This is a genomic window from Amycolatopsis sp. CA-126428, from assembly GCF_002904335.1.
Taxonomy (GTDB): Bacteria; Actinomycetota; Actinomycetes; order Mycobacteriales; family Pseudonocardiaceae; genus Amycolatopsis.
Map to the genome: position 1 here is coordinate 209,914 of NZ_PPHF01000165.1, position 17,335 is coordinate 227,248.

Genomic DNA, 17,335 nt, shown 5'->3' on the forward strand with positions numbered 1-17,335 from the left:
GCGCCCGCCTCCGCCGAGGCCGTCAGCGCAGCACCACGACCCGCAGCGCGGGGGAGCGCAGGATGTCGGCTTCGCAGAACCGGCCCTTCACCCACTCGCCCCGGCTGTAGAGCTTCGTCTGGTCGCTGAAGTACGGCGACGCCGGATTGGCCGACTGCGAGTACGTCAGCAACGTCGAGGAGTCCGGGCACCCGCGCCCGCCGAACCCGACGACCTGGATGAAGCTGGACCCGTGCGCGACCTCGGTGTTGCCGCGCGCCGGCTCCCACACCGGCGTCATCACGTTGAGCACGCCGAGCTGGCCCTGGGCGCCGTGGATCGGGATGCGCTCGCCGTTGCGGGTGACGGACTGGCCGTCCCGCAACCGCGCGTCCGGCGCGAGCCCCGCCGCGCGCAGTTCCACGAGCGCATCCCCGAACGCCCGCTGGATGCCCGGGTCCCCGACGTTCAGGGTGTTCGGCGTGGTCAGCGGTGCCTGCGGATCGAACGGCACGGTGAACCGGGGAAGCCCGCCGAGCCGCGCGGCGAACCGCTGGAACAGCAGCGAACCCCGGCTGTCGAGCGAATACGTGTGGTCCCAGTTCGCCAGCGCGGTGCACGCCGGGCCGACCGGCACCGGGCCGGACGACGACGGCGCCTGCCCTTCCGGGAAGGACGCGCACAGCTTGGCCAGGTCCGCCGCCCCCAGATCGGCCAGCAGGCTGTGGTCGGTGAAGAGCACCTTTTTCATCGACTCCGTGCTGAACCCGCCCTTTTCGGCCGTGAGCAACGCTTCCCGGGTCCGTGGGTTGCGCTCGGTCGCCTGGTCTCCGACGATGTGCGGGTACCCCGTGATCGGCGCCTTCGCGTTCGCCAGCCAGGCGCTGTCGTTCGTGTTCAGTTCGTAGTCACGGCGCTGCTGCTGCGGCAGCCGTGCCGGCGCGAAGATTCCCGGTTCCAGCGCTCCGGGGTCGGAACCCCACTGGCAGGAGGTCTTCCCACCGTCCAAAATGGCCAGTTGATCGCCCGGGAACGTCTGGCGCCCCAAGGGCGTGCTGCACGCCTCGGCCAGTGCGTCGGTGACGTGCGGGACGACCTGGATGTCGGCGTAGAGCGCGTTGCCCGCCCGGTCGGTGGCGATCGTGTTGACCCACGGTACGCCCTGCGTGCTGCTGAGCGCCCGGACGACGTCGGCCGTGCTGCGCGCCTGGTCGAGTTCGAACCACGTGTTCAACCCGCGCAGGTTGGTCGCATTGGCGTCCCGCAAGGCGTACGCCGACTTCGCGGTCCACGGCACCGGGAACCCGCCGACGTCGTTCAGCACCGGCCCGTACCGCGTCGCCCAGAAGGTCTGGCGGACCGGCTTCAGCGAACCATCGGCCTGGCGCACCTGGACCGTGACCTCGCGGGAGGTCATCTTCTCGGGCTTGCCGTCGACCACGTACGTCGTCGGGTCACCGGCCGCCAGCGGCACCTCGAACAGGCCGAACGTGACCGGTGTGGACACCGTGTGCGTCCAGGCCGCGTCGGCGGTGTGCCCGATCATCACGAACGGCATGCCGAGCAGGCTCGCCCCGGCCACGTCCACCCGGCCCGGGATGGTCAGCTGGCTCTGCCAGAACCGCCGCCCGTCGTGCCACGGGTAGTGCGGGTTGCCGAGCAGCACGCTGCCCCGGCCCGCCGCGGTCCCGTCGCTGCCGATGGCGATGCCGTTGCTGCCGAGCCCGCCCTTCCCGAGCCCGTCACGCAGGCTCGCCGACAGCTGCGCGGCCGTGCCCGGGTTCGCGGTCGCCGTGCCGGACGGCGGCGTCGCGAACAGCCCTTCGGTGACGAAGCCCAGGCCGCCGGTGACGGCGATCGAGTAGAAGTGCCGGTAGAAGTCCTGCTCGCTGATCGGCCGGACCCAGTCGGCGCCGCGGCAGGCCGGATCGGTGATCCCGGACCGGCCGGTGCGGGCCAGGAAGGCGTTGAACCCCTTGACGTAGCCCGAAACGATCTGCCGGACCTCGGGCCGCGGCCCCTGCGGCGCGGGTTGCGCGACCAGCCGGTCGACCACGCCGGAGTCGTTGAGCTGCTGGAAGAACAGGTCGCTGTGCAGGTTGGTCTTCGCCTCCGACAGCGACCGGTAGCCCTCGCCGTCCGGGCCGAAGTACCGCGACCGCTGCGCGCTCACCGTGACGTAGATCTTCGCGAGCTCGCAGACGTTGTCGGTCGCCGCCGCGTAGCCGTACCCGTAGCCGAGGCCGGCGAAGTCCTTCGCGACGATGTGCGGGATGCCGTGTTCGGTGTAGCGCAGGACGGCCTTCGCGCTGTCTTCCCCTGCCGTCGCGACGCCGGTACTGAGTGTGGTGACCGAGAGCGCTGCAGCCAAAATGGCCAGCGCCTTCCGGATGTGCGTCATTTCGTACCCCCTTGTCGTGATCACCAAGCTACCGACGGCGATCGCCGCCGGGTATGGGGGAAAACCCCAGTGTTCGTTCATCCGCACGCAAGCCGGTGTTGGCCGCGGCGGGATAGAAACCGCGCATGACCGAACCGACCCACCACTCCCGCCGCACGCTCCTCAAAGCCGGGCTGACCGGCGCCTCCGCGGTCGCCGCCGGCCTCGTCGTGCCGTCCACGGCCTTCGCCGCGGCCCCGCTCGTCCGCGCCGGCCGGCCGCTGCTCACCCACGGCGTCCAGTCCGGCGACGTCACGCCGGGCTCGGCCATCGTCTGGTCGCGCGCGGACCGGCCGGCCCGCCTGGTCGTCGAAATCGCGCGGGACCCGTCGTTCCGGCACGCCCGGCGCGTGCCCGGCCCGCTGGTGGGTCCGGACAGCGGCGGCACCGGCCGCGTGCGCGTCGCGGCGCTGGCACCCGGCACCGAGTACCACTACCGCGTCACCGCCGAAGCCCTGGACGGGCGCGCCACGAGCGAGCCGCTGACCGGCCGGTTCGCCACCGCACCGGTGGGCCGCCGCGACGCGCGGATCCTGTGGTCGGGCGACGTCGTCGGCCAGAACTGGGGGATCAACCCGGGCCTGGGCGGGATGACGATCTTCTCCGCGATGGCCGCCCGCTGCCCGGACCTGTTCCTGCACAGCGGCGACACGGTGTATTCGGACGGCCCGCTCACCGAGACCGTCACCCTCCCCGGCGGCCGGACCTGGCGCAACGTCGTCACGCCCGAGAAGGCGAAGGTCGCCGAGACCCTCGACGAATTCCGCGGCCAGCACGCGTACAACCGGCTCGACGACAACTTCAGGCGCTTCGCCGCGCAGGTGCCCGCCTACGTGCAGTGGGATGACCACGAGGTCTTGAACAACTGGTACCCGGGCAAGATCCTCGACAACCCGGCCTACACCGAGAAGCGCGTCGACGTCCTCGCGCCGCGGGCGTACCAGGCGTTCCACGAGTGGCACCCGATCGACTCGCGCCGGGCCGTCGACGGCCGCGTCTACCGCAGCTTCAGCTACGGCTCCCGCGTCGAAATCTTCGTGCTGGACATGCGGACCTACCGCAACGCCAACACGGCGGACCAGACCAAGCCGGGGTACATCCTCGGTGACGCGCAGGCCCGCTGGCTGGCCGACGCGCTCGGCCGCAGCACGGCCACCTGGAAGATCGTCCAGGCCGACATGCCGCTGGGCCTGGTCGTCCCGGACGGCACCGACATCGAGGCCGTGGCGAACAACCTGCCGGGCGCGCCGGGCGGGCGGGAGACGGAACTGGCCTGGGTGCTGCGGGAAATCCAGCGCCGCCGCGTCCGCAACGTCGTCTGGCTGACCGCCGACGTCCACTACACCGCGGCGCACCACTATTCACCCGACCGGGCCGCCTTCCAGGACTTCGACCCGTTCTGGGAGTTCGTGTCCGGGCCGCTGAACGCGGGCGCGTTCGGGCCGAACAAGCTCGACCCGACGTTCGGCCCCGAAGCGGTGTTCGTGCACGCCCCGCCCGCGGCGAACACGGCCCCGATCGACGGCTTCCAGCACTTCGGCGAGCTGAACGTCGACGGCGCGAGCGGCGACCTCACGGTCGATCTCCGCGACGCCACCGGGGCATCGCTGTGGTCGAAGACACTGCACCCGGCAGGGCGCTGAGCAGGGTCGGCTACGCTCACGCGCACCGATACGCACCCGTACCAATGGCATCCGGGGCTTCGCCCCGAGCCGGGGCTCCGCCACCCGGACCCCCAAAAAAGCATTAAGGAGAAATACCGTCGTGACTGAACGCACGCTGGTCCTGGTCAAGCCCGATGGCGTCGCGCGCGGCCTCGTCGGCGAAGTGATCTCGCGGATCGAGCGCAAGGGCCTCAAGCTCGCCGCGGTCGAGCTGCGGACCGTCCCGCAGGCGCTGGCCGAGGAGCACTACGCCGAGCACAAGGAGCGTTTGTTCTTCGGCGACCTGCTCGAGTTCATCACCTCGGGCCCGCTGGTCGCGCTCGCCGTCGAGGGCCCGCGCGCCATCGCCGCGTTCCGCCAGCTGGCCGGCGGCACCGACCCGGTCGAGAAGGCCACCCCGGGCACCATCCGCGGCGACTTCGCGCTGGAGACCCAGTACAACCTGGTCCACGGCTCGGACTCGCCGGAGTCGGCCGAGCGTGAGCTGAAGCTCTGGTTCCCCGACCTGTGATCGGCACCGGGGCCGCGCACCGCGCGGCCCCGGTTTCCCGGGAGACCCCATGACGACGATGCCGTTCCCCGCCCGCGCGTACCTGCCCGTGCTGCGCGAGCTGACCAGCGCCTTCGCCGAGCGGCTGCGCACCGGCGACCCGGCGGCGAAGGTGCCGGACTGCGTGGGCTGGACGCTGGCCGACCTCGGCACCCACCTCGGGAACGTGCACCGATGGGCCGCCACCGTCGTCACCACCGGGCAATCCCACCCCCAGGACTTCGAGCGGGCGCCGGGCGCCGAGCTGGTGTCCTGGTACGCCGAGAGCGCCGGAATCCTGCTGGACGCGCTGGCCGCGGCCGGCCCTGAAGACCGGTGCTGGCACTTCGGCGGCACCGAGAAGACCACGGCGTTCTGGTTCCGCCGCCAGGTCCACGAAACCGCCGTCCACCTCGCCGACGCGGGGAGCGACCACGCGCTCGACCCCGCCGTGGCCGCGGACGGCGTCGACGAGGTCCTCGGCGCGATGCTGCCGCGCGTGACGCGCTGGCACGCCGTTCCCCAGCTGCCCGGGCCCGTCACCCTGCGCGCCACCGACACCGGCGATGTCTGGACCGTGCACCCCGGCGAGCCACCCGCCCTGGGCCCCGCCGCTTCCGGCGGCGCGAGCGTGGAAGGGCCGGCGCGCGATCTGCTGCTGCGCTTGTGGAAGCGCTCCGGGCCGGACCCGCGTGCCACCGGCGAGGCCGCGGAAGCGCTCCTCGCCGCGCCGCTGACCCCGTAAGGGTGTTCTAGACCATTCAGGCGGCGTTCACCGGGAAGTCTTCCCCCGGCCGTGCCGCTGCGCTGTGCTGGTCCGGCTCACTCTCACTCGATACTGGGGTACCTGGTGAAGAAGTCACGCGCAGCGTTGCCGCTCGTCGCCTTGTTCGCGACGGCGTTCGTCGTTCCGGCCCACGCCGACCCCCTCGCCGCACCGCTCGGCACGCCGCCGGTCGAGGCCGCGCCCGCCGCGTCGTCGGACCACCAGGGCCCGGCCGCCTTCGCCGCCGCGAATCCCGACGACGGGCTCGTCACCGGCAGCGCGACCACCGAGGTCGCGCCCGGCCTGAACCTCACCCAGTTCGACCGGTTCGACCCGGCCGGCTGGATCCGCGGCGACACCCTGGCCGTCGACCTGGGCAGCAAGGTGCTCAAGCCGACGTACCTGAGCCCCGGGACGGTTTCCGCGCGGACGCCGCTGTCGCAGCAGGTCGCGCGGGCGGGCGCGGTGGCCGGCGTCAACGGCGACTTCTTCGACATCAACGCCACCGGCGCCCCGATCGGCGTCGGCATCGACCGCGGGCGGCTGCAGACCGCGCCCGCCGCCGGGCACAACCTGACCGCGTCGATCACCGACGCGGGCAAGGCGCAGCTCGCGTCGATCTTCCTCGAAGCCACCGTGACGCTGCCCGGGGGCACGGTGCCGGCGACCAACTTCAACAGCCCGGTCCTCGGTGCGGACGCGATCGGCGTCTACACGCCGTTGTGGGGCGCTTCGGGCCGTCGGACGTCGGTCGCGGGCGCCGCGCGGGTGCGGGAGATCGAGGTGCGAGACGGCGTCGTCACGCAGGTGCGCACCGCGCCCGCCGACGGCCCGATCGCGGCGGGGACGACCGTGCTGCTGGCCCGCGAAGCCGGGGCGGACGCGCTCGCCGCGCTGCGGCCGGGTGACGCGGTCGGCGTCACCTACGCGCCGCGCTCGGACGCCGGGAAGATCGCGGTCGCGGTGGGCGGCAACGAAGTCCTGCTCCGCGACGGCGTCGTGCAGCCGGTCGACGACGTCGCCATGCACCCGCGGACGGCGGTCGGCTTCTCCGCCGACGGCCGGAAGCTGTGGCTGGCCACCGTGGACGGGCGGCAGGCCGACAGCCGCGGGATGACCGAGCTCGAACTGGCGCGGCACATGAAGAGCCTCGGCGCCGACGACGCGATCAACCTCGACGGCGGCGGGTCGTCGACGCTGCTCGCGCGCAACGAGGGCGAAGCCGCGCCGAGCGTCCGGAACGCGCCGTCCGACGGCGGGGAACGCCTGGTGCCCAACGGGATCGGCTTCACGACCGTGCCCGGCAGCGGCAAGCTCGCCGGCTTCGCGCCGGCGCCGGCCGTCGCGACGACCGACGCGAACCGCGTGCTGTCCGGCCTCACCCGGCACCTGGTCGCCGACGGCCACGACGAAACCGGCGCCGCGGTGGCCGCCGACCCGCGCTGGAGCACGTCGGACCTCCGGCGGGCCACCGTGACGCGCGGGGTCGTCACCGGGCACGGCGCGGGTGCCGTCGACGTCGTCGCGCGCTCCGGCCGGGCGGCCGGGAAGGTGGCGCTTTCGGTGCTGGGCAAGCCGGTCCGGCTCGGCACGAGCACCGAGCAGGTCGCGCTGTCGGCCGCGGGCGCGCGAAGCACGTTCAAGGTCTACGGCTACGACGCCGACGGCTACGGCACCTGGCTCGAGCCCGACGACGTCAAGCTCGGCTACGACCACTCGGTCGTGCGGGTCGAGCCGTCCGGTGACGGCTACGCGGTGACCGCGCTGACCTCCTCCGGCGCTTCGGCGGCCGGCCTGACCACGCACCTGGCCGCGTCGGTCGGCACCGTGGCGCAGGTGGCGTCGCCGTTGGACGGTCCGGCCGGCTGGGCAGCCACCGTGTTCCCGGCGGTCGTCGGCGCGGCGCTCTCCGCGGCACCCGGCCACGACGGCGGCGCCGGACTGGCGCTGGACTACCGGCTGACCGGCACGACCGCGACGCGCGCGGCCTACGTGACGCCGTCTTCGCCGCTTCCGGTTCCCGACGGCACGCAGAAGATCGGCCTGTGGGTGAACGGCGACGGCAAGGGCGCCTGGCTGCAGGCGGAACTGCGCGACGCGGCGAACGTGGCGTCCATTGTGGACCTTTCGCTGAGCGTGGACTGGACGGGCTGGCGGTACGTCACGGCCGCGATCCCGGCCGGGCTGGCCGCGGGACAGCGCCTCGCGCGCTTCTACGCCGTCGAGAACGTGCCCGACCAGCAGTACGAGGGCCGGCTCGGGTTCGACGACCTGACGTTCGAGGTGGCGCCGACGACCGCCGTGCCCGCCGACCCGGCCCCGCACGACCCGGCGCTGGTCACCGACGGCGTCCTGACCGGCGGGCTGCGGGTCGCGGTGGTCAGCGACGCCCAGTTCACCGCGGACGACCCGGCGGGGCCGCTGGTCGCCCAGGCCCGGCGGGCGCTGCGCGAAGCCGTCGCGGCGAAACCGGATCTGGTGCTGATCAACGGCGACTTCGTCGACCGCGGCACGGCGCCCGACTTCGCGCTGGCCCGGCAGGTGATCACCGACGAGCTCGGCGAGCTGGTGCCCTGGTACTACGTGCCGGGCAACCACGAGGCCGAAGCCGGCAACGGCCTCGCGAACTTCCAGGCCGCGTTCGGGGTCACGCACCGGGTCGTCGACGTCCACGGCATCCGGCTGGTGCTGCTGGACTCCTCCCGCGGCTCGCTGCGGGCGGGCGGGTTCGACCAGGTCCGGCTGCTGCGCAACGCGCTCGACTCGGCGGCGGCCGATCGGTCCGTGCGCGGGGTCGTCGTCGCCATGCACCACCCGGTCAAGGACCCGAGCCCGACCGGGAACTCCCAGCTCGGCGACCGGAAGGAAGCGACGCTGCTGACCCAGTGGCTGACCGGGTTCGAGCAGGCGTCGGGCAAACCGGCCGCCGCCGTGGCGTCGCACGCCGGCGTGTTCTCCCTGTCGCGCGTCGACGGGGTGCCGTACCTGGTCAACGGCAACTCGGGCAAGGCGCCCGCGGCCGCACCCGGCGACGGCGGGTTCGTCGGCTGGACGCTGCTGCGCGTGGACCCGGCCGACCGGGCGCAGCCGGTGCGGTTCGAGACGCGGCCGAACGTGGACTCGCTTTCGCTGCCGGGGCCGTCTTCGCTGGCCCGCGGCGAACGCGCGGTCGTCCGTGCTTCCCTCCGGCAGGGCACGCGGGACGTGCCGGTGTCGTACCCGGTGAGCGCCGGCTGGGCGGTGTCGTGGGGCGTCGTCGCGTTCGATCCCGCGTCCGGGGTGCTGACGGCGTTGCGGCCGGGGGTCGCGCGGCTGTCGGTGACGGTCAACGGGGTGACGGCGACGCTGGTCGTGACCGTCCGCGGCTAATCCGCTCGGTTTTTGTCGGTGGCGGGTCCTATGGTGCGGGGTGTGGACGAATCGGAGGACCGGGAACCGGCACTGGTGCAGGCCAAGGCACTGGTGAAGCGCTTCGGCGAGTTCGAAGCCGTGCGCGGGATCGACGTCGAGGTGCGGCGCGGGGAGGCGTTCGGCTTCCTCGGCCCGAACGGCGCCGGCAAGTCGTCGACCATGCGGATGATCGCGTGCGTGTCGCCCCGCACCGACGGCGATCTCCGCGTGCTGGGGCTGGATCCGGAGGTGGCCGGGCCGCGGATCCGCGCGCGCCTCGGCGTGGTGCCGCAGCAGGACAACCTGGACGTCGAACTGACGGTCCGGGAGAACCTGCTGATCTACGGCCGCTACTTCGGCCTTTCGCGGGCGGCGGCGCGGAGCAAGGCCGACGAGCTGCTGGAGTTCGCCCAGCTCGGTGACCGCGCCGGCGACAAGGTCGACCCGCTGTCGGGCGGCATGAAGCGGCGGCTGACGATCGCGCGCTCGCTGGTCAACGACCCGGAGCTGCTGCTGCTCGACGAGCCGACGACGGGCCTCGACCCGCAGGCGAGGCACCTGCTGTGGGATCGGCTGTTCCGGCTCAAGGCCCAGGGCACGACGCTGATCGTCACGACGCACTACATGGACGAAGCCGAGCAGCTGTGCGACAGGCTGGTGGTGATGGACCACGGCCGCGTCGCGGCGGAGGGCTCGCCGGCCGAGCTGATCCGGCGGTACTCCACGCGCGAGGTCGTCGAGCTCCGGTTCGCGCCGGGGGAGCAGGTCGCGGCGGCCCAGCAGGTCGACGGGCTGGCGGAGCGGGTGGAGATCCTGCCGGACCGGGTCCTGCTCTACAGCGACGACGGCGAGGACGCGCTGGAGCACGCGCATTCCCGCGGGGTGCGGCCGCTGTCGAGCCTGGTGCGCCGCAGTTCGCTGGAGGACGTCTTCCTCCGGCTCACGGGCCGGACCCTGGTGGACTGACTCGGGATGGGGACGAATCATGCTCGCGGAAGGCGCTCGCCGATGACCCTCGCCCACGTGCTCCGCGGGGGCGCGGCCCCCGCACCCCGCCCGGCGCGGTTTCGGCCGTGCGCGGGGAGGCGGGCATGACCACCGTCGCATCGACCGGCCGCGTGGTCGGCAAGTGGCAGGGCGCCTGGCTGCTGGTCGAGGGCCGCTGGACCTGGTACCGCCGCCACTGGCTGTCCACTTTGTACTCGACCGGGCTGCAACCGGTGCTGTTCCTCGCCGCGATGGGGCTCGGCTTCGGCTCGCAGGTGCGGCCCGGCACGGTCACCGGCGGCCTGTCCTACCTGCAGTACATCGCCCCCGCGCTGCTGGCCGCCGGGGCCGCGCAGCAGGCGTTCGGCGAGTCGAGCTACCCCGTGCTCTCCGGGTTCAAGTGGCAGAAGGAGTACCTGGCGGTCACGGCCACGCCGGTGTCGCCGGGCCAGGTGTTCGGCGGGCACCTGATCTGGTCGGCCCTGCGCCTGACGCTGGCGGGCGCGATCTACGCGTTCGTCGCGCTGTTCTTCGGCGCCTGGACCGGGCCGGGCGTGCTGCTGGTGATCCTGGCCGGCACCGCCACCGGGCTCGCCTGCACCACGCCGATGGCGGCGCTGGCCGCGCGGACCTTCGACGAGGGCCAGCGGTTCGGGCTGATCTTCCGGTTCGTCGTGATGCCGATGACGTTGTTCTCCGGCACGTTCTTCCCGATCGCCCAGCTGCCGGCCGCGATCCGCTGGCTCGCCTGGCTCTCCCCGCTGTGGCACGGCACGCAGCTGGCCCGCGGCCTGAGCATCGGCGGCGTCGGCGGCTGGGCGATGCTCGGTCACCTCGCCGTGCTGGCGGCGTTGTTCGCGGCCGGGTGGGTGCTCGCGCACCGGGCCTTCTACCGGAGGCTGGTGGTCTGAAATGACGACGGTCGAAGCCCGCGCCGGGCTGCTGCTGCGCATCCTCCCGCCCGGGCTGTACGCCGGCCGGGCCCGCATGCTCGTCGAGCGCTCGGTCATGGTGTCCCGCGCGAGCTGGCTGCTGTTCGTGTCCGGCGCGGTCGAGCCGTTCCTCTACCTGCTGGCGTTCCAGCTGGGCTTCGGCAAGCTGGTCGCCGAGGTGACGGGCCCGGACGGGCACCCGATGAGCTACGTCGCGTTCGTGGCGCCGGCCCTGCTGGCGACGTCGGCGATGAACGGCGCCGTGTTCGAATCGACGTACAACCTGTTCTTCAAGCTGCGCTACGCGAAGCTGTACGACGCGATGCTGGCGACCCCGATCGGCCCGCTGGACGTGGCACTGGGCGAGATCGGCTGGGCGATGACCCGCGGCGGCATCTACGCGGTGGCGTTCCTCGCGATCGCGGCGGCGATGGGCCTGCTGACGTCGTGGTGGGCGCTGCTGATGGTCCCGGCGGCGCTGCTGGTGGGCCTGACGTTCTCGGCGATCGGGATGGCCCTGGTGACGTTCCTGCGGTCGACGGCCCAGTTCGACTACATCCAGCTGGTCCTGACCCCGATGTTCCTCTTCGCGACGACGTTCTACCCGCTGTCGGTGTACTCGGAGCCGCTGCAGTGGGTGGTCCGCTGCCTCCCGCTCTACCACGCGATCGAGCTGATGCGCGGCCTGGCGACCGGCCTGCTGTCGGGCGGCATGCTGATCAACCTGGCGTACCTGCTGGTCCTGGGCGCTTTGGGCCTCTGGGCGTCGACGCGCCGGATCGCGAAGCTCCTGCTGACGTGACGCGCAGGGGTCAGCGGGCCTGGTCGGGCCGGCCGTCCGGCTCCGCGGCCGGCGCCGGAACGTGCACCATCCCGTGCCCGTAGAACCCGTTGTAGCCCTCGTACCCGGCGCAGTAGGCGTCCTGGAGCCCGTCCCCGGTCAGGTCGTAGTCGGCCGGGCACGGCATCGGCAGCGCCGCCGCCTCCAGTGTCCGGCGCAGCTGCCGCGGCCGGGCCTCCGGCGCGGCGGACGCCAGCAGCGCGAGCACCCCGGTGACGTGCGGGGCCGCCATCGACGTCCCGCACAGCGGCGCGTACCCGCCCGGCACCGCCGACACCACGCAGCCTCCCTGCTCCCCACCCGGTGCCGTGACGTCGATCACGCCCAGGCCGTACGAGCTGTACCCCGCCTTGACCCGGTCCGCGCCGACGGCCGACACCGCGACCACGTCCCGCAGCCCGGCTGGCAGGGCTTCGCACCCGGTGCTCGCCCCGCGCGCCCCCGAACGCGCCGACGGCGTCAGGTCGACCGCCTCGTTGGTCGCCGCCGCCACGTTCAACGTCCCCGCCGACGTGCTGTATTCGACCGCCCGGGCCAGCACCTCGTGCACCACGCCGCGGTCGTGGCCGCGGATGCACGACAGCGACCACGGGTTGACGAAGAAGCTGCTGTTGGTCACCCGCATGTGCCGTGAGGCGGCCCACATCAGGCCGCACACCGCGGCTTCCGGGTCGGCGTACCCGCGGTCGTCGATCACCTTCACCGACGCCACCCGCACCCCGGGTGCCACACCCGTCACGCCGTGCCCGTCGTCGGCCGCGGCGATGATGCCCGCCACGTGCGTGCCGTGCACCGACGTCGTCGGCGCCCACGCCGACGGCGCCTGGTCGGGCGCCCCGGTCAGGCAGCCCGCGGAGTCGTCGCGGTCGACGGCGTCGCTCAGCTCCGGGTGGTCCGGGTCGATCCCCGAGTCGAGCACGCCGACGACGACGTCCCGGGAGCCGCCGCGCGACCGGTCCGCGCCGATCATCCGCATGTCCCACTGCTGCTCGCTCAGGTCCGCGGCCGGCACCTTGGCGGGATCGGTCGCGGGCAGCGCGGCCCGCGCGGGCTGCGGCTTGACCTCGGTGACGCGCTGGGCGGCCAGCCGCTCGGCCTGCGCGCTGAACGCCCGGTCGAGCCCGATCCGCTCGCCGAAACCCGGGTCGCCCGAGGTGGCGACCGCGACGGCGATCTGCGGGTAGAAGACGGTGGTGGCCCCGCAGGCGCCGTCGACTTCCGAGCGGGCCGCGGCCTCGGTGGTGCCGCGGTCGAAGGTGACGACGTAGCGCAGGGCCCGGCCGTGGGCGCAGCTGTCCTCCCCGGCCGCCGCCGGACCGGCGGTGACGCATCCCGAAAGCACCACGACGGTGCACACGGCCGCTCGCAGCGGCCGCGCCAGCAGGGACACCGGACCTCCCACCGGATGCAGGAACCGCGGGTGCCGGCGCGCGAGATCCCGGTCACCCCGAGCCGCACCGTAGCCACCCGGTGCCCGGTGGACAAGCGCTGCGGCGAAGTTCCCCCGGCCGTGGGCGGGTGGGGGGCGGTGCGGCGCGCCCGGATGCCTGCGGGAGGTACCGAGTACACCGGAGCGGCCACCCGGTGTGGGATACTCGGGGTGGCCGCTGGGCCGTGGGGCGCATGTGAGAGGTGCTGCCTGCGGCGTTGTGGCCCGGTGATGTGCGTGAACTCCTGCGACGCGCGTCGCCGCCCGCGAACCGGGCGGCTGGACGACGTGGCGGGCGGCCCGGGGGCCGCGGATGCCTCGCGTACGCCGCCGAGCAGACCTTTGACCGGGTTGCGTCCCACCGGAAGCGGTGGTGCGGCGCCCGGTTGTCGGGCCAGGATTCCCGCCGTTGGTGACCACCACGGCGGAACGAACAGAAAGGGGCCCCTGCGCGGCCGCGTCCCTGCCGGTGCGAACCGGCAGACGCGCCCGGGGGCGGAGGAGACATATGTCGAACGCGGAAACACCCGCCGAGCACACCGGCGGGAATCCCGCCACACCCACGGGCGGCCCGCTGGCCGACCTGCCGCCCCGGATCCGGGTGCACGCGCTGGCCAAGCTGCTGCAGTCGCACAGCCGGGACGTCCTCGCGAAGCTCGCCGAGCTGGGCGAAAGCGTGCGCAGCGCGCAGTCGAGCGTGACCAGGGACGTGGCGCTCAAGGTGGCCGAGGCCTTCGCGCCCGGTGAGACCGAAGACACCCCGGCCGAGCCGGAGCCCCAGGAAGCCCGCCCGCCCGCCGAGGCGCGCCCGCAGGCGGCTGAGCGCCCGCAGGTGGCCGAGCGCCCGCAGGCGGCCGAGGTGCCGGCCGCCGAGGCCGAGAAGCCGCGGCCGCGGCAGAAGACCCGCGCCCACCTGCCGGTCTTCGCCGCGCCGTCGCCGGTCTTCCTGCCGCCGGAGCCGGCGGAACGCGCGGCCAAGCCGGCCCGCAAGCCGGCCGACCCGTTCGCCGAGCCGCCCTCGCGCCCGGAGCCCGAGGTCGCCGAGGAAGAGACCGAAGACACGAGACCGGGCGCCGACGTCGGTGCCGACGAAGACGACGACGCCGGCAGCCGCCGCCGTCGCCGCCGGGGTCGTCGCGGCCGTGGCCGTGGCAAGGGCGCCGAGGGCGGCGACGAGACCGCCGAGGCCGAGGACGACCAGGCCGAGGAGCCGCAGCCGCAGCCGCGCCGCAAGGGCCGCAACGGCGACGAAAAGCCCGAAGCGGACACCGAAGAGGCCGAGGACGCAGAGTCGTCTTCGGAGTCCGAGAGCGACGCGGACGACGGCGAAGGCGGCACCCGCCGTCGCCGTCGCCGCCGTCGCCGCAAGGGCTCGGACGGCGAAGACGCCGAGGCCACCGGCACCGACGACCCGCCGAACACGGTCACCCACGTCCGCCAGGCCAAGGCCGAGGCGGCCGAGCGCGAGCGCCCGGCGCGTGACGAGGTGCGCAGCGTCCGCGGGTCCACCCGGCTGGAAGCCAAGCGCCAGCGCCGCCGTGACGGCCGTGAGGCGGGCCGCCGCCGCGCCCCGATCCTGTCCGAGGCCGAGTTCCTCGCCCGCCGCGAGGCGGTCGAGCGCACGATGGTCGTCGCCGAGCACGGCGACTCCACCCAGATCGCGGTGCTGGAGGACGGCGTCCTCGTCGAGCACTTCGTGACGCAGTCGGGCTCCGGCTCGATCGTCGGCAACGTCTACCTGGGCCGCGTCCAGAACGTGCTGCCGAGCATGGAGGCCGCGTTCATCGACATCGGCCGCGGCCGCAACGCCGTGCTGTACGCCGGCGAGGTCGACTGGGACGCCGCCGGCCTGGAGGGCAAGGCCCGCAAGATCGAGCAGGCGCTCTCCACCGGCGACTCGGTGCTGGTCCAGGTCACGAAGGACCCGGTCGGGCACAAGGGCGCCCGGCTGACCACGCAGATCTCGCTGCCCGGCCGCTTCCTCGTCTACGTGCCCGCGGGCGGCGCCACCGGCATCTCCCGCAAGCTGCCGGAAAACGAGCGCCGCCGGCTCAAGGACATCCTCAAGCGGATCGTCCCGGAGGACGCGGGCGTCATCATCCGCACCGCCTCCGAGGGCATCGGCGAGGTGGAGCTGGGCCGCGACGTCGACCGCCTGAAGGCGCAGTGGGACGTCATCAAGGAGAAGGCCGCCGCCGGTTCCGGCAAGAAGGGCGGCGCGCCGACCATGCTCTACGAAGAGCCCGACCTGCTGGTCAAGGTCGTGCGTGACCTCTTCACCGAGGACTTCACCAAGCTGGAGATCCAGGGCAACCGGTCCTGGGAGACGATCAACGGCTACGTCAGCCACGTCGCCCCGGAGCTCACCGAGCGCCTCCGCCGCTACACCGGCACCGGTGACGCGTTCGCCGACCACCGGATCGACGAGCAGATCACCAAGGCGCTCGACCGGAAGGTCTGGCTGCCCAGCGGCGGTTACCTGGTCATCGACCGCACCGAGGCGATGACGGTGATCGACGTCAACACCGGCAAGTTCACCGGTTCGGGCGGCAACCTCGAGGAGACGGTGACCCGCAACAACCTGGAGTCGGCGGAGGAGATCGTCCGCCAGCTCCGGCTGCGGGACATCGGCGGCATCATCGTCATCGACTTCATCGACATGGTGCTCGAGTCCAACCGCGAGCTGGTGCTGCGCCGCCTCACCGAGTGCCTCGGCCGCGACCGCACGCGCCACCAGGTCGCCGAGGTCACCTCGCTCGGCCTGGTGCAGATGACCCGCAAGAAGATCGGTACCGGCCTGCTGGAGGCGTTCTCGGCGCCGTGCGAGCACTGCAAGGGCCGGGGCGTGCTCGTCTCGACCGAGGTGCAGCGCACGGCCGGCAACGCGCCGCAGTCCCAGGGCGGGAACGGCAACGGCGGCAACGGCGGTGGCAACAGCGGCGGCGGGGAGAAGAGCTCCCGCCGGTCGCGGGGCCGCGGCAAGGCCGAGGAAGCCGCCAAGGAGGCGGCCGAGGCCGCCAAGGCCGAGGTGCACGCCGTTCCGCCGCCGGAGCGGCGCGAGTCGATCGCGTCGGCGGTGGCCGCGGTGGCCAACGCCGCGAAGGCCGCCAAGGACCACGACCACGGCGCGCTGAACGGCAACAGGCCCGTCCCGGAGCCGGCCAGGGAGGTCGCGGGCGTCCCGGCGACCACGGAGGCGGACGAGACGCCGGTGGCGGCCGAGCCGGTCACCGAGCCCGCCGAGCCCGCCCAGGAGGTCGCCGGCACCCCGGTGACCACCCCGGCGGACGAGGTGCCGGTGCCGCAGGGCGAGGAGCCCGAGGTCGAACGGTCTTCGGCTCCGGAACCCGCGGAAGAGCCGGTCAGCGAGCCGGTCACCGAGCCCGCCGACCCCGAGGTCAGCGTGCCCGAACCGGCCGTGCGCTCCACCCGGCGCCGTCCGCGCCGGGCGGCGTCGCGGCCGGCGGGGCCGCCGGTGCACGCCTCCGACCAGAGCAAGTGAACAACTAGGGGGACCCCGGTGGTAACGCACCGGGGCACCCCACGTAACCTGTAGTACGGCCTGCCACCAGAGCAGGTTGTCCGCGCGAGTCCAGGACCGCCGTTCCATCAGGTGGGCCGGTCGCGTGGAGCCCCCACCCATTGTCGAGTAATGCAGGAGACTTCCGTGTCGGCGTACGCGATCGTCAAGACCGGCGGCAAGCAGTACAAGGTGGCCGTCGGCGACGTCGTCGAGGTCGAGAAGCTCGAGGGCGAGCCGGGCACCGAGCACATCCTCCCCGCCGTTTTGTACGTCGACGGTGGCGATGTCACCACGGACGCTGACGCGCTGGCGAAGGTCTCGGTCACCGGCAAGGTCGTCGAGCAGACCAAGGGTCCGAAGATCCGGATCCACAAGTTCAAGAACAAGACCGGCTACCACAAGCGCCAGGGTCACCGGCAGAAGCTGACCCGCGTCGAGGTCACCGCCATCTCCCTGTAAGGGCTTCTCCGGATCTTCGTTTTAGAAAGAGGATTGAGCTATGGCTCACAAGAAGGGTGCGTCCAGCTCCCGCAACGGTCGTGACTCGAACGCCCAGCGCCTCGGCGTCAAGCGCTACGGCGGCCAGGAAGTCAACGCGGGCGAGATCCTGATCCGCCAGCGCGGCACCAAGTTCCACCCCGGCGTCAACGTCGGCCGTGGCGGCGACGACACGCTGTTCGCCCTGGCCGCCGGTGCGGTCCAGTTCGGCGAGAAGCGTGGCCGCAAGACGGTCAACATCGTCGTGCCAGTCGAGGCGTAACGGGCGATCTTAGGGGCGACGTGTGTCCGCGGAATACGCGGACCACGTCGCCCGTTCCATGTGTTGACCCGGGGGCCCGAGCCCCCGGAACCCCC

Annotated in this window: 12 protein-coding genes; 10 read left to right on the plus strand and 2 right to left on the minus strand. The window is 73.1% G+C overall.

Going from position 1 to position 17,335, the window contains the following annotated elements; genetic code table 11:
- Positions 1–22: 22 nt before the first annotated feature.
- On the minus strand, positions 23–2,380 hold the full coding sequence (locus C2L58_RS43355) for a penicillin acylase family protein (RefSeq protein ID WP_103343421.1): 2,358 nt from the start codon (positions 2,378–2,380) through the stop codon (positions 23–25).
- Positions 2,381–2,505: 125 nt separating this feature from the next.
- Between C2L58_RS43355 and C2L58_RS43360 the strand changes: the two genes are divergently transcribed.
- The 7 genes from C2L58_RS43360 to C2L58_RS43390 all read left to right on the plus strand — a co-directional run bounded on the left by C2L58_RS43360 (position 2,506) and on the right by C2L58_RS43390 (position 11,489).
- Positions 2,506–4,062 carry an alkaline phosphatase D family protein gene (locus C2L58_RS43360; protein ID WP_103343422.1) on the plus strand — a complete coding sequence of 519 codons (1,557 nt, stop codon included), beginning with the start codon at positions 2,506–2,508 and terminating at the stop codon, positions 4,060–4,062.
- 121 nt (positions 4,063–4,183) lie between these two features.
- Positions 4,184–4,594 carry a nucleoside-diphosphate kinase gene (ndk, locus tag C2L58_RS43365; RefSeq protein WP_103343423.1) on the plus strand — a complete coding sequence of 137 codons (411 nt, stop codon included), beginning with the start codon at positions 4,184–4,186 and terminating at the stop codon, positions 4,592–4,594.
- Between the two features lie 49 nt (positions 4,595–4,643).
- Positions 4,644–5,357, plus strand: coding sequence for a maleylpyruvate isomerase family mycothiol-dependent enzyme (locus C2L58_RS43370; RefSeq protein WP_103343424.1), 714 nt, complete (start codon positions 4,644–4,646; stop codon positions 5,355–5,357).
- A 105-nt stretch (positions 5,358–5,462) separates the two neighbouring features.
- The gene (locus C2L58_RS43375) at positions 5,463–8,747 is read left to right on the plus strand and encodes a phosphodiester glycosidase family protein (RefSeq protein WP_199191709.1); all 3,285 of its coding nucleotides are present in this window, start codon (positions 5,463–5,465) and stop codon (positions 8,745–8,747) included.
- Positions 8,748–8,777: 30 nt separating this feature from the next.
- Complete coding sequence (locus C2L58_RS43380; RefSeq protein WP_103343426.1) at positions 8,778–9,734, plus strand: ABC transporter ATP-binding protein; 957 nt, start codon at positions 8,778–8,780, stop codon at positions 9,732–9,734.
- A 125-nt stretch (positions 9,735–9,859) separates the two neighbouring features.
- On the plus strand, positions 9,860–10,666 hold the full coding sequence (locus tag C2L58_RS43385; RefSeq protein WP_103343427.1) for an ABC transporter permease: 807 nt from the start codon (positions 9,860–9,862) through the stop codon (positions 10,664–10,666).
- 1 nt (position 10,667) lies between these two features.
- On the plus strand, positions 10,668–11,489 hold the full coding sequence (locus C2L58_RS43390) for an ABC transporter permease (RefSeq protein ID WP_103343428.1): 822 nt from the start codon (positions 10,668–10,670) through the stop codon (positions 11,487–11,489).
- 10 nt (positions 11,490–11,499) lie between these two features.
- Here C2L58_RS43390 and C2L58_RS43395 read toward each other — a convergent pair whose 3' ends face one another.
- Positions 11,500–12,918 carry a S8 family peptidase gene (locus C2L58_RS43395; protein ID WP_103343429.1) on the minus strand — a complete coding sequence of 473 codons (1,419 nt, stop codon included), beginning with the start codon at positions 12,916–12,918 and terminating at the stop codon, positions 11,500–11,502.
- A gap of 547 nt (positions 12,919–13,465) precedes the next feature.
- Between C2L58_RS43395 and C2L58_RS43400 the strand changes: the two genes are divergently transcribed.
- The 3 genes from C2L58_RS43400 (at position 13,466) to rpmA (ending at position 17,240) form a co-directional block, all read left to right on the plus strand.
- Positions 13,466–16,459: a translation initiation factor IF-2 N-terminal domain-containing protein gene (locus C2L58_RS43400; protein ID WP_103343430.1), complete on the plus strand. Its 2,994-nt coding sequence runs from the start codon at positions 13,466–13,468 to the stop codon at positions 16,457–16,459.
- Between the two features lie 165 nt (positions 16,460–16,624).
- Positions 16,625–16,939, plus strand: a complete 315-nt coding sequence (gene rplU / locus C2L58_RS43405; RefSeq protein ID WP_003067132.1) for a 50S ribosomal protein L21 — start codon at positions 16,625–16,627, stop codon at positions 16,937–16,939.
- A 40-nt stretch (positions 16,940–16,979) separates the two neighbouring features.
- Complete coding sequence (gene rpmA, locus C2L58_RS43410) at positions 16,980–17,240, plus strand: 50S ribosomal protein L27 (RefSeq protein WP_103343431.1); 261 nt, start codon at positions 16,980–16,982, stop codon at positions 17,238–17,240.
- Positions 17,241–17,335 lie beyond the last annotated feature (95 nt).